Annotated in this window: 11 protein-coding genes; 6 read left to right on the forward strand and 5 right to left on the reverse strand. The window is 31.6% G+C overall.

The annotated features are described in order from the left end of the window. The first annotated feature begins 36 nt into the window (after window positions 1-36). From Q0881_RS07860 to Q0881_RS07885, 6 genes are all read left to right on the forward strand, one after another. On the forward strand, window positions 37-2,973 hold the full coding sequence (locus Q0881_RS07860) for an amidohydrolase family protein (protein ID WP_299158617.1): 2,937 nt from the start codon (window positions 37-39) through the stop codon (window positions 2,971-2,973). Window positions 2,974-2,992: 19 nt separating this feature from the next. After that, on the forward strand, window positions 2,993-4,291 hold the full coding sequence (locus tag Q0881_RS07865; RefSeq protein ID WP_299158620.1) for an amidohydrolase family protein: 1,299 nt from the start codon (window positions 2,993-2,995) through the stop codon (window positions 4,289-4,291). Window positions 4,292-4,398: 107 nt separating this feature from the next. Continuing rightward, window positions 4,399-5,193, forward strand: a complete 795-nt coding sequence (locus Q0881_RS07870) for an RNA methyltransferase (protein WP_299158623.1) — start codon at window positions 4,399-4,401, stop codon at window positions 5,191-5,193. Window positions 5,194-5,273: 80 nt separating this feature from the next. Continuing rightward, the gene (locus Q0881_RS07875; protein WP_299158626.1) at window positions 5,274-5,579 is read left to right on the forward strand and encodes a DUF6787 family protein; all 306 of its coding nucleotides are present in this window, start codon (window positions 5,274-5,276) and stop codon (window positions 5,577-5,579) included. Window positions 5,580-5,986: 407 nt separating this feature from the next. Beyond that, window positions 5,987-9,190: a LodA/GoxA family CTQ-dependent oxidase gene (locus tag Q0881_RS07880; RefSeq protein ID WP_299158629.1), complete on the forward strand. Its 3,204-nt coding sequence runs from the start codon at window positions 5,987-5,989 to the stop codon at window positions 9,188-9,190. Between the two features lie 7 nt (window positions 9,191-9,197). Then, entirely contained in the window at window positions 9,198-10,328 is a 1,131-nt protein-coding gene (locus Q0881_RS07885; RefSeq protein ID WP_299158634.1) for a tryptophan 7-halogenase, read from the forward strand. Window positions 10,329-10,337: 9 nt separating this feature from the next. Here Q0881_RS07885 and Q0881_RS07890 read toward each other — a convergent pair whose 3' ends face one another. The 5 genes from Q0881_RS07890 to Q0881_RS07910 all read right to left on the reverse strand — a co-directional run bounded on the left by Q0881_RS07890 (window position 10,338) and on the right by Q0881_RS07910 (window position 16,829). Then, entirely contained in the window at window positions 10,338-11,192 is an 855-nt protein-coding gene (locus tag Q0881_RS07890; protein ID WP_299158637.1) for a mechanosensitive ion channel family protein, read from the reverse strand. Continuing rightward, the gene (locus Q0881_RS07895) at window positions 11,192-11,878 is read right to left on the reverse strand and encodes an aspartate/glutamate racemase family protein (RefSeq protein ID WP_299158640.1); all 687 of its coding nucleotides are present in this window, start codon (window positions 11,876-11,878) and stop codon (window positions 11,192-11,194) included. Before Q0881_RS07895 ends, Q0881_RS07890 begins: the two co-directional genes overlap by 1 nt. Then, window positions 11,879-14,584: a DNA gyrase/topoisomerase IV subunit A gene (locus Q0881_RS07900; RefSeq protein ID WP_299158643.1), complete on the reverse strand. Its 2,706-nt coding sequence runs from the start codon at window positions 14,582-14,584 to the stop codon at window positions 11,879-11,881. Between the two features lie 204 nt (window positions 14,585-14,788). Continuing rightward, the gene (locus tag Q0881_RS07905) at window positions 14,789-14,992 is read right to left on the reverse strand and encodes a hypothetical protein (protein WP_299158646.1); all 204 of its coding nucleotides are present in this window, start codon (window positions 14,990-14,992) and stop codon (window positions 14,789-14,791) included. Then, complete coding sequence (locus Q0881_RS07910) at window positions 14,970-16,829, reverse strand: DNA topoisomerase IV subunit B (protein WP_299158649.1); 1,860 nt, start codon at window positions 16,827-16,829, stop codon at window positions 14,970-14,972. Before Q0881_RS07910 ends, Q0881_RS07905 begins: the two co-directional genes overlap by 23 nt. Window positions 16,830-16,957 lie beyond the last annotated feature (128 nt).

A 16,957-nucleotide genomic window follows, 5' to 3' on the forward strand; every position in this document is an offset into this window, starting at 1 on the left:
AAGATACCTTTATCCTAATAATCAACTTAATCATCAATGAAAAAAACACTCTTACTCCTATTATTCATGTGTTTATCTACAGTATACGCACAAGAATATTTTCCAAGTAACACTGGAGTCAAAACATCAAAAAACAAAATATTTGCATTTACAAATGCTAAAATTTACGTTAGTCCTAATACAATTATTAAAAAAGGAACATTACTTATTAAAGACGGTAAAGTTTTAAGTAGTGGTAAATCTGTAGCAATCCCTAAAGGAGCACAAGTAATTAATTTAAAAGGAAAAACTATTTATCCATCATTTATCGATGTCTATTCAACTTTTGGAATTCAAACACCAAAAAGAGAAAGAGGAACTGGGAAACGTCCACAATATGATACAGGTAGAAAAGGATACTACTGGAACGATCATATTAGACCTGATGTTGATCCTTTTAATAAATTTAAATTTGATGCTAAAAAAGCAAAAGAATTATTAGACTTAGGATTTGGAGTTGTAAATACACATTTAGAAGATGGTATTATGCAAGGAAATGGAGTGTTAGTCGCTTTAAATCCAAATAGTAACAATGCATATCGAATTTTAAATAAACAGTCTGCAAACTATTTATCATTCAGTAAAAGTAAAAAATCTCGTCAAATGTACCCTACTTCTCGTATGGGGGCAATGGCTTTATTAAGACAAACTTATTTAGATGCAAATTGGTATGCAAAAGGTAAAATGAAAAACACCGATTTATCATTACAAGCATTAAATAATAAGAAAGACTTACCTCAAATTTTTAGAGCTGGAAATTATTTAGATGATTTAAGAGCTGATAAAGTTGGTGATGAATTTGGAATTCAATATACAATTGTTGGTGGCGGAGATGAATTTGAACGTATTCATGATATTAAAAAAACCAATGCTACTTTTATAATTCCAATAAACTTTAGAAAAGCATACGATGTAAGTAATCCATTTTTAGCAAATAAAATTGCTTTAAGTGATATGCGTAAATGGAATCAAGAACCATCTAATCCATCGGTATTGGCAAAAAATAAAATTCCTTTTGCTTTAACAACCTATCAATTAAAAAAGGTTTCAGAGTTTACAACAAACTTACGTAAAGCAATTAAGTACGGGTTAAACGAAACCAAAGCTCTAGAAGCTTTAACAACAGCTCCAGCTAAAATTCTTAAAAACAATAAAATTGGAAATTTAAATAATGGAAGTTATGCTAACTTTTTAATTACATCTGGAGATATTTTTGATAAGAATACAACCTTATATGAAAACTGGGTTCAAGGAAATAAAAACATTGTAACCCCAATAAATATTAAAGATCTTTCAGGAGATTATACATTAACTGTTAATGGTAAAACATATAAAATGACAGTAAGTGGAAAAGGAGCTAAACAAAAAGCTGCAATAAAACTAGGTGATAAAAAAGTGAATTCTAAATTTTCATTTAAAAATAACTGGGTATCGATTACTTTAAGAGAAGGAAATAATTTTACTCGTTTAACTGGCTTAGTAGAAACCAAAAACTTAAAGGGAATTGCTGTTGACAATAACGGAAATGAAACACAATGGACTGCTGTTTTTAATTCTAAAAAGAAAGACAAAAAAGCAAAAAAAGAAGACAAAACTCCTGAAGTATTAGCCGTTTCTTATCCTAATATAGGATATGGTAATTATACAAAACCAAAACAAGAAAACATTTTAATAAAAAATACTACAGTTTGGACTTCAGATAATGGTAATGTTTTAAACAATACAGATGTTTTAATTAAAAATGGAAAGATTAGCAAAATAGGTAAAAGTCTTTCAGGTAGAGGCGCAAAAATAATTGATGGAGCTGGAAAATATTTAACAGCTGGTATTGTAGATGAGCATTCACATATTGCTACATCAGCAGTAAATGAAGCTGGACATAATTCAACTGCAGAAGTTACTATTGAAGATGTTGTAAATCCAGATGATGTTAATATATACCGAAACTTAACAGGAGGTGTTACTTCAATACAGGTATTACACGGTTCGGCAAATCCTATTGGTGGTCGTTCAGCTATACTTAAATTAAAATGGGGTGAAAATGCTGATGGATTAATTTATAAAAATTCTCCTAAATTTATCAAGTTTGCTTTAGGAGAAAATGTAAAACAATCAAACTGGGGAGATTTACAAACAGTACGTTTTCCTCAAACACGTATGGGAGTTGAACAAGTATATATCGATTATTTTCAAAGAGCAAAAGAATACGATGCTAAAAAGAAAAGTGGACAACCATACCGTAAAGACATCGAGTTAGAAACTCTAGCAGAAATTATTAACAAAGAACGTTTTATTTCATGTCACTCATATGTGCAATCAGAAATAAATATGCTAATGAAAGTTGCAGAGAAATTCAACTTCAACATTAATACATTTACGCATATTTTAGAAGGATATAAAGTAGCTGATAAAATGAAAAAGCATGGTGCTGGCGGATCTACTTTTGCCGATTGGTGGGCTTATAAATATGAAGTAAATGATGCAATTCCATACAATGCAGCAATTATGCATAAACAAGGAGTTACAGTAGCAATTAATTCAGATGATGCTGAAATGTCTCGTAGATTAAATCAAGAAGCTGCCAAATTAGTAAAATATGGAGGTTTATCGGAGCAAGAAGCTTGGGCAACTGTAACAATAAATCCAGCAAAATTATTGCATTTAGACAAACAAACAGGAAGTATTAAGGTTGGTAAAGATGCAGATGTTGTATTATGGAGTGGAAACCCGCTTTCAGTATACTCAAAAGCTGAAAAAACAATTGTTGATGGAACAGTTTATTTCGATATTGATAGTGATTTACAAAAAAGAAAATCAATAAAAGAAGAACGTTCAAAATTGATTAACATGATGTTGAAAGAAAAATTAAAAGGAGCAAAAACACAAGCACCTTCTAAGAAAACTAAAAAATTATTTCACTGTGATACTGAATAAGAATATAAAAAAATCAAACATGAAACTAAAACTAATATATAGTCTATTATGTTTCTTATTCATAGGAAATATAATAGCACAGCAAACCCCAGCGCCAAAGCAAACTAGTGATTATAGTATTGAAGGTGCTACTGCACATTTAGGAAACGGAGAAGTAATAGAGAATTCATTAATCATGTTTTCAAAAGGTAAAGTTTCTTTTGTTGGAAGTGCTAATATGAGAATAGCTCGTATAGGAACAATAATTAATGCAAAAGGAAAACATGTATACCCAGGTTTTATAGCTGCAAATACATCATTAGGATTGGCAGAAATTGATGCAGTAAGAGCAACGAGAGATTTTGATGAAGTTGGAACAATGCTACCACATATACGTAGTATTATTGCCTATAATACAGAAAGTAAAGTTATAGAAACCATGAGGCCTAACGGTGTTTTTATGGCACAAATAACACCAAGAGGAGGAGTTATTTCTGGAACATCTTCAGTAGTACAATTTGATGCCTGGAACTGGGAAGATGCAGTTTTAAAAACAGATGACGGTGTACATATGAATTGGCCAAGTAGTTTTAGACCTACAAGCTGGAGCTTTGGTGGCGTTGGTAACTTTAAACCAAACAAAAACTATCAGAAAAGTATTGACCATATAAAGAAATACATTACCAATGCTAAAACTTATTTAACAGGTAAAAAAGAGGCTAAAATACTTCCATATGAAGCATTACAAGGAGTACTGAATGGTACACAAAAAATGTTTGTTCATGTAAATGGTCAAAAATCAATAACAGATGCTGTAAATACTTTAAAAAAGTTGGGTATCAAAAATATTGTAATAGTGAAAGGTAGAGAAGCAGAAAAAGTAGCTGATTTATTAAAAGCTAACAATATACCTGTTATTTTAGAAAGAGCTCACCGATTACCAGGAGGAGAAGATGAAGATTATGATTTGCCTTTCCGTTCTGCAAAAATATTAAGTGATGCAGGTATTTTAGTTGGTTTAGGTATGGAAGGAGACATGGAACGTATGAATGCTCGTAACTTACCTTTTTATGCAGGTACATATGCTGCTTATGGTTTAGGAAAAGAAAAAGCTATACAGTTAATAACTCAAAACAATGCTAAAATTTTAGGCGTTGATAATAAAGTAGGAACACTAGCAGTAGGTAAAGATGCAACCTTATTCATATCTGAAGGAGATGCATTAGACATGCGAACAAACATTTTAACAGATGCTTTTATACAAGGTCGAAAAATAAGTTTACAAACACATCAAACAAAATTATGGAAACGATATTCCAACAAGTATAAAAATCAATAAACTAAAAGCTCGGTATTTACCGAGCTTTTTTTTATAACAAAATAAAGTCTTAAATATTTATCTAAAAACTAGTAAATCAAACACCTTATATTAGGTATTTTTGCAACATGAAAATAATTAGCAGTACACAGAATACATACATAAAAGATTTACTAAAACTGCAAGACAAATCTCGTGAACGAAAGAAAAAAGGTTTATTTTTAGTAGAAGGACAACGCGAAATTTCATTGGTAATTAAAGGAGATTATCTAATAGATACCATATTATTTGTAGCTGAATTATTTTCAGAAAAAAGTTTACAAGAAATACAACAACACACCTCACATTGTATTGAAATAACAAAAGAGGTATATCAAAAGCTAGCTTATCGTGATACAACAGAAGGAGTAATTGCTGTTGTAAAAACTAAAAAATTTGAACTGGATTCAATTCAATTTAATACACCTACTCCACTTGTTTTAGTATTAGAAGGCATTGAAAAACCAGGAAACATAGGTGCTATGTTACGTTCAGCAGATGCAGCAAATATAGATGCTGTATTTATAGCCAACCCTAAAACAGATTTATTTAATCCTAATATAGTGCGATCAAGTGTAGGTTGTTTATTTACCAATCAAATAGCTGTGGGAAGTACAGAAGAAGTAATTACTTTTTTACAACAAAAAAACGTTAATATCTACAGTGCAACTTTACAAAATTCTAACGAATATCATATAAATGATTATACGCAAGCTACAGCATTAGTTGTTGGTACAGAAGCAACAGGGTTAACACAGGAATGGAGAGAACAAGCAACGCAGAATATTAATATCCCAATGCAAGGAGAAATAGACTCTATGAATGTTTCAGTAGCAGCCGCTATATTAACATTCGAAGCCAAGAGACAACGAAATTTTAAATAACATATTTAAAGGTCTCTTAAATTCAAATCTATTTGTATGAGCTTGATCTTTTAATTACTTTTGCGGTCGATTATATACTTATGGAAAAATTAAAACAACGTTGGGGTATTGAAAGTAATTGGGCAATTGTAGCTATTTTAATTGTTTTTGCAATTAATGGTTCATTTGCTGCTTGGGTTGCTAAACCAATTACTGCTTTTTTGGGACTAGATCCTAACACTACAGCTGCTTGGTTGTATTGGCCATTACGTATTTTACTTATTTTTCCTATTTATCAAGCTACATTACCAATAGTTGGTTGGATATTTGGTCAATTTAAATTCTTTTGGGCTTTCGAAAAAAAGTTTTTAGGTCGTTTAGGCTTAGGATTTTTATTTAAAAACTAATTCTCAAATCACATCATTATAATTAATTATATAGTCAAAATTAAACTATATATAATTTCTTACGAAAAGAATTAATTTTCTCACAAGGAGAAATCACTCTAAATCTATTTAGTTATTTTCACTTTTTATAAAGGGGGAAAACACCTATTTTTTAAAATATCACTTTTCAACAATGATCTATATACATCTACAAACAAGATATTTAGGTATTTAATTTTAGTAAATTACATTTTAAACTCTGTAAAATTCGATTCATTTTCTTAACTTATTTTAAGTTTACTAGAAGCTAACTAGTAAGTTATAATAACTTTTTATGTCCCCCTTTTATCTCTTTAGCTTTTAAAATAGTTAGCATTTGAAAGGTCGTATAATTAGTTATAAACCAACCAAACTTAAAATAACTAACAATGACTAACAAAGACAAAGAAAAGCCAACAGCAAATAATGTAAAATGCTGGGACAGTGATGGAAGTACTCCTTTAGTAACGCAACGCCTTAAAGAGATGTTTGTAGAAATGGGGCAAAAAACCAGAATTGAAAAAGGGCAAAAACCAGCAGAGCGTGCAGTTTTCAGGAAGCAACATGGAATTGTTTATGGAAATTTTATTATAAATAAAGACATTCCTAAAGAATACAAAATAGGAATATTTGCTGGAGATTCTTATGAATGCGCCGTACGTTTCTCAAGTGACACTTCTCCTACTTCTCCCGACTTACACAGTACATTAGGATTAGGTTTAAAGTTATTTGGTGTTGAAGGGCCTAAACTATTTGGAGAAGGTAGCAATGCTGATTTTATTTTTCAAAATATAGATCGTTTTTTTGCGCGAGATGCACAACAAATGTGCAGTTTTACAACAGCTGGTGCCATAGATCATGATTATGACGCTTATATAAATAAACATCCTAAACTTCATAGCATATTAACAGCAATGACCAAAGAAGAAGCTAGTTGCTTAAGTGCTGGTTATTGGGCTATCTTACCTTTTCAATTAGGAGAAAATAATATTGTAAAATATCGTTTAGTACCAGACGAGACTTATAAAGGAGCTCCTTTTGACGATACTAATTACTTGAAATTAGACTTAGAAAAACGCTTACGAAATAAGAGCGCTAAATTTAGGTTTGAAATACAACCTAGAACTAATGAAAATATGCCTTTGAACGATGCTCAAGAAGTTTGGAGCGTAGAAGAAAGTCCATATATCTGTATTGCTGAATTATATTTAGAACAACAAGACATTACCGCTATTGGACAAGCTGAATTTGGTTCAAATTTATCATTTAATATATGGAGAACCTTAGAAGCTCATAAACCAATAGGCTCTATAGCTGAAGCTCGAAAAACTGTATATGCAGCAAGTGCTGAAGCTCGCCATCAAGCAAACGGGCAACAGCAACAAGAACCAAAAGAACGAGGCTTAGATTTTAAAGGAAATACTGATGAAGATAGTAATTGTATAGTAAGAGCAGGTATATACCCACCTATCGGAATTACTAGAGTAGGAAATAGTAAAGACGAATATTTCATTGGTCCTTTGGTTGATGAACCAGAAGTTAAAATAGATGAATATGCATACAGAGATAAAACTGGTGCTTTAAAAAGACAAGCAGCACAATTTAGAATTTACGGATTTAATGCAGCAGGAAAAGCGGTAAAAGAATTAACATCTGACAATGCAAAAATTACTTGGCATAGTCATTTAGCAAATCAAAAAGCATCGTGGTATCAATTTCAAATAGCTTTAGATATTCCAGATGCACAAGATCCAAATATACCACCATCGTTACTTCGTAATATTGATGTAAAAGATAGAAGTACTTTATTAATAGATGGAGGTGCACAAAGTATTTCTGAACCTAATGTAAAAGAAGGGCATCAGTTTAAGGGTGAATTTCAATCAAAAGAAGTATATCTTGGAGAAATGCGTACCGATGAAAAAGGACGTTTAATTATGTTGGGTGGTCATGGAAAATCAGAAAACATTAATGGTGAAATAGCCATTACATTTGCCAATAATGAAGGTTGGTACGATGATACTTCAGATGGACCAATTACTGCTGAAGTAGAGTTTGAAGGTGTACAATTAAAAGTTGAACCAGCTTGGGTTGTTTGTGCTCCGCCAGATTATGCTCCTATGCAAAAATCGGTTCGAACTATGTGGGATTTAATGCGTGATGTTGCAGTAAATTCAGGTATGTTAGAACGCCCTGCAAGACCTTCATTTAAAAAAGATATTCTACCTATTTTCGAAAGAATGACAAATTTGCAATGGGTAAATGCTGGATTTGCTGCTGCTTTTGGTTGGGGAGGTCAATTTGATTATACAACTATTGAATGGGTAAAAAAGCTAAACGATCCTTCTTCTGCTAATTATGAAATGCGACGTACCATTTCAAATAACTTCCGTCGTTATGATGTTTCTGGTGCAGAAGCACCACAGTTATGGCCTTGGACTTATGGAGATGCCGTAGCAATTCCTACAACGGGATCTGTGCGTCAACACTCTACATTATCTGGTTTACAATTAGAATTTTTAGATCAATGGGTTAAAGGAGATTTTGATGCTGATTTTGTTGATATGACCGGTTGTCCACATGTTCCTGAACCTATTAAAATTGACAATTTACCTATTGCTGAACAACCTGATATGCTTACCAAAGCGGCTATGGAATTTTGTTTAGCTGATGCTTTTCATCCTGGTTGCGAAATGACTTGGCCAATGCGAACTTCTGGAATGTATTCAGCTCCATTTAGACTACAACATGCTCCAAAAACTCCTTTAGTAGATACTTCTTATTATGGTTCTACTATGAATAGTGATGTTTTAACGCTATCTGCTGGACCTTTACTAGGTGGGCAAGTTGCTGGAGGAATTACACGTTGGATGGCAATTCCATGGCAAACAGACACAGCAAGTTGTAGAGATGGTTATACCAAAACTTACGATCCGTATTTACCAACATTTTGGCCTGCAAGAGTTCCTAATAATATTTTAAGTGAAGAACGCTATAAAGAGGCTGTAAATCCAGACATTTCAGAAGAAACACGCAAAGAAGCTTTTGCATATCGCTATGCATGGTTAGATGATTTACCTTTAGATGGCGAAGCGCCTACCCAAACAAATCAGATTAATAGCATGATTAAATATTTTGATAAACTTGCTGTTGTTCAAGCTCGCCCAGGAACACCACAGGATTCAAATTTCCCTCCAGAAATGCAAGTAGGTATTATACCTAATGCTGAACAGGAAGCTCTTCTATTTACTGAAGCAATGGATGAACTTCATCGTATTTTAGGTGATAAGAAAAGTTTAGGTAAAACAGAAGAAAATTTATTAGAAACTGCAGTAAAACAATTATCTGATAAAGAATTATTTACTGAACAGGAATTAATGAAAAGTGCAAAAAATGATTTAATAGCATTGGTAGAGCATGAATTAATTGAAGACTTTAATGCTACTGAAAGTGTACGTAAATTAATAGGTTTATTAGCTTCTAAAACTCATGAAAAAGCAAAAACACAAACCATGCAACATCAAAAAACTTCAAGAAAAGAAGTTGGTGTTCCAGAGAAAATGGTTCGTTTCCAAAGATTCATGCCTAAATAAAAAATAGTTGATCCATTTAGAAACAGATATTTTAATTATTGGTGGCGGCATTGCTGGTTGTATTGCCGCCATTTCATTAGCGAATACACATCGAGTAATATTAATTGACAAAAATAAAGAACCCAATGAACGTATCGGGGAGTCTTTAGCTCCTGCTGCTCAACGTATTCTTAAACAACTTAATTTAATAGAAGATATAGATAAAGCATCTGTATACAATGAACCTTTATATATTAAAAATATGGGAATGCAATCCTTTTGGGGAAGTGACAAAGTACATATTGTTGATCATTTACGAAACCCTGATGGATTTGTTCAAAGTTTAAATAGAAAAAAATTTGAAAGTTATCTTAGAGAATCTGCCTTAAACAGAGGTATTAAATGTCTTTGGCCTGTAAAATTGCAAACTAGCAATTACGAAACTAATTACTGGCATATTACAGCAAATTCAAATGAAAAAATAGGTCAGAAAAACTATCATATAAAATCTAAATTTGTAATAGATGCATCTGGAAGGCAATCAAATTTTGCACGTAGTTTGGGTGTAAAACGTGAAACTATTGATAAATTAATAGCATGTTGGGCAACCATGCCTAATTATTTGCAAAATACCATGAGTACCATTTCTGCTTGTAAAAATGGTTGGTGGTATAGTGCTGTTCTTCCCAATAACAAAAGAGTAATGGCTTTTCAAACTGATGCTGATTTAATTGATAAAAATGATATTAAAAAATCAACTTTTTTTATTGAATTGGCTAAAGAAAATAAAGAAATGGAATGTATTTTAAAAGAAACTAAAAGCGAGCTTCAATTCCATGGAACTGTTGCTGCTAATTCGTCACGATTAAAACAATTTACAGGAAAACAATGGGCTGCTTTAGGTGATGCTGCTATAAGTTTCGATCCTCTTTCTTCGCAAGGGATGTACAATGCAATGGCTAGTGCTATGCAACTTACAACTCTTATTATAAATCATAATTTAATACATGATTATACCATTGAAAAAGATAAATCCTTTCAACATAATTATACTCAGCAAATTAATGCCATTTGGAGTCACTATCTACAGCATAAAAAACTGTTTTATAGTGCAGAAATGCGTTGGAAAGAAGCCTCTTTTTGGAAAAGAAGATTTTAGATAACAATATTATACTTTAATTATTTTATGAATAGGAATTGGAAGTTGTACTCCTTCGGCTAAAAAACGTTTATGTACCGCTTCTTTTAATGCACATTTTGTTTTAAACTCACGGAAAGGTTCATTTAACCAAACATAAGCACGCATATGAATATGATCTGTATGTACGTCAATTACACGCACATCTACTTGTTCTGCATCTGCCATTACTTGTTCTGGAGTTCTAAAATCAATTACTGTAGGTAATTTTATAGCTTCTTCTTGTATAATTTGTCGTGCTAAATCGATATCGGCTTTTATACCCAACTTAAAATTATTAAAACTTAATACATGAGAATCCTCAATAGTATGATTTAATACCGAATCTGTACTAATTACCGAATTTGGTATAATTAATCGCTTGTTCTCAAAATTATTAATCACCGTATGACGTAGCGTAATATCTTCTACAATTCCTACTCTAGTTTCATCAAGTTTTATATAATCTCCGACTCTAAATGGTCGAAAAATAACAATAAATGCTCCTGCTATTAAATTAGATAATGCTGCTTGTGCGGCAAAACCAATAATAGCTGCTAAAATACCAGCTCCAGAGAATATTAATGTAGCTTTACTTCGAAAAGCAGGTATAGTCATAATAATATAAACTATCCCAAAAAGGCCTAAGAAAAACTTGACTGAATTTCGTAAAAACAAAATACTTGTTCTTCCATAACGATCTGTTTTTCTACGCTTTATTATTTGAACGATGATATAACGAATTATTCTCGATAATATCCAAGCTACAAGTATAACTATAAGTATATAGCCTAGAATTCCAAAAAAAGAATCTAAATTAAACTGATATGTAAATAGGTCTTTCATTATTTTGAAAGATTAAATGCTTTAGTCGCGTGAATTGTAGTTGTATCGAAAACAGGGATTGATACATCTTCTTGTTTTATTAATAAAGGAATTTCTGTACATCCTAAAATAACTCCTTCTGCTCCTCTATTTTGTAATTTATTTATAATTATTTGATACACTTTTTTTGATGTATCGCTTAAAACCCCTCTTGCTAATTCATTATATATTACATCGTGAATTATATCTCTATCTTCTTTTTCTGGTAGTACAGTTTCTATTCCCATACTTTTTAAGACATCGATAAAAAAAGTTTTTTCCATGGTATATTTTGTACCTAATAAAGCTACTTTTTTAAGTTTCTTTTCTATAATTATCTCACTAGTGGCTTCTGCTATATGAATTACTGGAATACTAACAGCTTGCCGAACCTCTTCAATAGTTAAATGCATGGTATTAGCACAAATTAGAATACAATGAGCACCTGCTACCTCTAAACTCTTAGCTGCGTTTACCATTATTGTTCCTAAAAGATCCCACCTGCCTTCTATCTGTAATCTAGAAATCTCTCCAAAATCTACAGAATTAATAAGTATTTTAGCCGAATGCTTTTCGCCATACATATCAGCTGCTAAGTTATTTAGCACTTGATAATACATGATAGTTGACTGTGGTGTTATACCTCCTATTAATCCTATTGTCTTCATTTAGAATAAACTTTCTTGACTATCGTCTTCTTTTGCCTTTTTCTTTTGAAGTGCACGTTCTAAAGCCTTTTTTGCTTTATCTTCTTTCGAATTTACAAATTCTTTTTGTGGCACTTCCTCAATATCTAAAGGCAAACTATTTTCAACAACTTCTTCCTCTTCGTTTACCTCAATTTCCTCTACTTTTTCTTCTTCTGGTTCTTCGTATGGCAAAGACTCTAATAAATTAACTGTACGTATTTTATCTGTTGTTAATTGATTTCCTTGTGCTTTTATTCCTTTTATTGAAATAAAATCCTCGAAATTTACAGTTATTTTATCTAAGCTTCGCTTAGAAAACAACACCTCAGCCATTGGACGGTAATCTGTTGAAATAATTTCTAATTTCGCTTTCTGATCATCTGAAATAAAAAGCTCTTCTTTATCGGCTGTTTCTATTAAAAAACGTTTTACATAATAACGTTCTTTTTCTCCATCAAAGTAAATAGCAGAAATAGGTTTATTCGGCTTCCATTTTTCTAAGACAATCATGTCACTTTCAAAATGCATTGCTAAATCTGGTGCTACTGCTTTAATTTTTCCCGATTGGGTTGCTATTAATATTTTATCTTCAGCCCTAAACTCTCCTAATAATTCTCCTCTATCATCTACATTTAAACGTTGAACTGCATCGTCAAACCATATTTTACGGGGTTTTAACGTAGAAACTCCTGCTGATTTAAATTCAATTTTCTTAATTGCAAACTTCGTTATTTGATTACCACGAACTGCACGTCCTTTAATAGCTAAATCGGCAAAATCGATATCCCATTTTAGCTTTTTTATACTACCTACAGATCTTAAATTAATAGTAACAACCTCTGCTTCGCCATTAGGATTTACTGTAAAATATAAAACCTTAGAGCCTTTATTTCCTGTAGTTAAATCGTACTCTTTATCGCGTGTTACACTCGTTACATTAAAACGCTTCATATAACTCGGGCCTTTTACACCGTCTTTATACATCATATTATACACGGTACGCTTGTCTTTCTTTTTAAAGATTGCTATGTGAATAATGTCTTTACCTACAAATGTTTTAGAAGCTACCTTGGTAACAATCATTTTACCATCACTTTTAAAAATGATTATATCATCAATATCAGCACAATCTGTAATATATTCGTCTTTTTTAAGTGAAGTTCCTACAAAACCTTCTTCTCTATTTACATAAAGTTTTGTGTTTCGCATTACTACTTTGGTTGCTACAATATCATCAAAAATTCTAATTTCTGTTTTACGTTCGCGGCCTTTACCGTATTTCGCTTTTAAGTTTTTAAAATAGTTTACAGCAAATTCTATTAAATTATCTAAATGATGTTTTACCTCTGCTATTTTCTCTTCTAAACTTTCAATATGTTGTTTCGCTTTGTCAATATCGAATTTTGAAATTTTCTTTATTCGAATTTCTGTTAAACGAACAATATCTTCTTCTGTTATTTCTCTTTTTAAATGCTTTATATGTGGTTGTAAACCTTTGTCAATTGCTTCAATTACACCTTCCCAAGTATCAACCTCTTCAATATCACGGTAGATTCTGTTTTCAATAAAAATTCGTTCTAAAGATGCAAAATGCCATTGCTCTTGCAATTCATTTAATTGAATTTCTAATTCACTTTTAAGCAACTTTACTGTTAAATCTGTAGAATGTTTCAACATTTCAGAAACTCCTACAAATACAGGTTTATTATCTTCAATAGTACAAGACAGTGGTGATATTGAATTTTCGCAATTCGTAAATGCGTATAATGCATCTATTGTTTTATCTGGTGATATTCCGGCAGGTAAATGCACTAAAATTTCTACATTTGCTGCTGTATTATCTTCAATTTTTTTAATCTTAATTTTACCTTTCTCATTTGCTTTTAAGATGCTATCAATTAATGTTGTTGTCGTTGTAGCAAATGGGATTTCGGTAATTACTAATGTCTTTTTATCTAATTGAGATATTTTTGCTCGTACACGTACCTTACCTCCTCTTACTCCATCATTATAATTTGTAAAATCTGCAATTCCTCCAGTTAAAAAATCTGGAAAAATAGTAAAACTTCTTCCTTTTAAATATTTGATTGAAGCATCAATCAACTCATTAAAATTGTGTGGTAATATTTTTGTTGATAAACCAACTGCTATTCCTTCTGCTCCTTGTGCTAATAATAATGGGAATTTTACAGGTAAATCTATTGGTTCTTTTCTTCTACCATCATACGACATTTTCCAATCTGTCGTCTTTGGATTGAAAACAACTTCTAAAGCAAATTTTGATAAACGTGCTTCAATATATCTTGATGCTGCTGCTCTATCTCCTGTTAAGATATTACCCCAGTTTCCCTGCATATCAATCAACAGTTCTTTCTGCCCAATTTGCACCATAGCATCTGCTATTGAAGCATCTCCGTGCGGGTGATATTGCATCGTATGACCAACGATATTCGCTACTTTATTGTAACGTCCATCATCTAAATCTTTCATAGAATGCATAATTCTACGTTGCACTGGTTTTAATCCGTCTTCTAAGGAAGGAACTGCCCTTTCTAAAATTACATACGAAGCGTAATCTAAAAACCATTCTTTATACATCCCGGTAACTTTCGTTATCGTTTCGACCGAATCGGTCTGATGATGCATTTCTTCGTCGTGTTCGTTTTCGTTTATTTCTTCACTCATTGAATAATATGTATTCGTTTAAGAGTTTATTTATTGTTCTTTTTACTAAGCATGAGAATTAAAATGCAAACCAATGCAGCAACAATCATGTTTATATAGTGCTTTTTATTAATTGTCCAACTCAAATTATCAAAATCAACATTTAATAAATTAATGAAAAAAATAGTAAAAGCAATTATAATATATATCCTTACTCTCCTTGACTTATCCATTATTGCTTTTATTTTTAATTTGTAGCGAAACTATAATCAGAATAGCCGCTAAAACTCCGAAAATAGCTCCTGAATTATCTTTACTTAATAGATTATTCCAATCTATTTGAAACAACCAAAAGAATAAAAATAGTACAAATAAAGCTGTTATAATATTCTTTATTTTCTTTATATTATACTTCTTCTTCCACGACATCTAATTCAACTTTTAAATTTTCAATAATGAACTTCTGTCTGTCTGGTGTATTTTTTCCCATATAGAACTCTAACATTTGTTCTATCGACATTTCTTTATCTAACATTACCGGATCTAAACGGATATCATCACCAATAAAATGCACAAATTCGTTCGGAGAGATCTCTCCCAATCCTTTAAATCGAGTTATTTCTGGTTTCCCTCTTAATTTATCTATCGCCTCTTTTTTCTCTTCTTCTGAATAACAATAGTAAGTATCTTTCTTATTACGGACTCTAAATAGCGGGGTTTCTAAAATATATAAATGTCCTTCTTTAATTACTTCTGGAAAGAACTGTAAAAAGAACGTAATTAATAACAAACGAATGTGCATACCATCAACATCGGCATCGGTAGCAATTACAATGTTGTTATATCGTAAATCTTGTAAACCGTCTTCTATATTTAATGCTGCTTGTAATAAATTAAACTCTTCGTTTTCATATACTATTTTCTTACTTAATCCGTACGAATTTAAAGGCTTTCCTTTTAAACTAAAAACAGCCTGTGTATTTACGTTTCTAGATTTTGTAATAGATCCAGATGCTGAATCTCCCTCTGTAATAAATAACGTTGAATCTAAATAAGCCTCTTTTTTTGTATCTCCTAAGTGTATTCTACAATCACGTAATTTCTTATTGTGTAAACTTGATTTCTTTGCTCTATCTTTTGCTAACTTTCTAATTCCCGAAAGCTCTTTTCGTTCTTTTTCAGCTTGTATAATTTTACGCTGTAACTTCTCTGCTGTTTCTACATTTTTATGTAAAAAATTATCAAGTTTCGTTTTTAGAAAATCGTTAATATATGTTCTTACCGTTGGTAAATCTCCTCCCATATCTGTAGAACCCAACTTTGTTTTTGTTTGACTTTCAAAAACGGGTTCCATTACTTTAATGGCAATGGCAGAAATAATTGATTTCCGAATATCTGATGCTTCAAAATTCTTTCCGTAAAACTCACGAATGGTTTTTACAATAGCTTCTCTAAATGCTGCCTGGTGTGTACCTCCTTGTGTTGTATGTTGCCCATTTACAAATGAATGGTACTCTTCTGAATATTGTGTTTTACTATGCGTTATAGCAACTTCTATATCATCTCCTTTTAAATGAATAATCGGATATAACATATCCTCTTGACTATTGTTATCTTCCAATAAATCTTTCAACCCATTTTCTGAAACATATTTTTCGCCATTAAAAACAATAGTTAACCCTGTATTTAGATATACATAATTTTTAAGCATTTTAGAAACATACTCGTTTCTAAACTTATAATTTTTAAAGATAGTTTCATCTGGAATAAAAGAAACTTTCGTTCCTTTTCTACGTGAAGTTTCTTCTAAAAATTCTTGATTGGTTAAATTACCTTGCTCAAATTCTGCTGCTGCAGATTTACCATCTCTTGATGATTCTACTCTAAAAAATGAAGAAAGTGCATTTACTGCTTTGGTACCTACCCCGTTTAAACCTACCGATTTTTTAAACGCTTTAGAATCGTACTTACCTCCTGTATTCATTTTAGATACTACATCGACCACTTTACCTAAGGGAATACCACGACCGTAATCTCTAACAATTACTTTATTTCCTTGAATAGAAATTTCGATGGTTTTACCCGCCCCCATCACATATTCATCTATTGAATTGTCAAGAACTTCTTTTACCAAAATATAAATTCCATCGTCTGGAGAAGATCCATCTCCAAGTTTACCAATGTACATTCCTGGACGCATTCGGATGTGTTCTTTCCAATCGAGCGAACGTATATTATCTTCGGTATATTTTGTTTCTTTAGTCATAAAGTATAAGGAAATTGAAGTCTCTGCTAAAATAGTATTTACTCTGTAAAAACAAAAAACTCTGTTGAATTAGTTTTCAACAGAGTTCGTTTTTTTATTTTAAATACCTAAAGTATAGGACTATTTTT

Origin of the sequence: uncultured Tenacibaculum sp., from assembly GCF_947494125.1 — a bacterium.
In the GTDB taxonomy this organism is placed as follows: domain Bacteria; phylum Bacteroidota; class Bacteroidia; order Flavobacteriales; family Flavobacteriaceae; genus Polaribacter.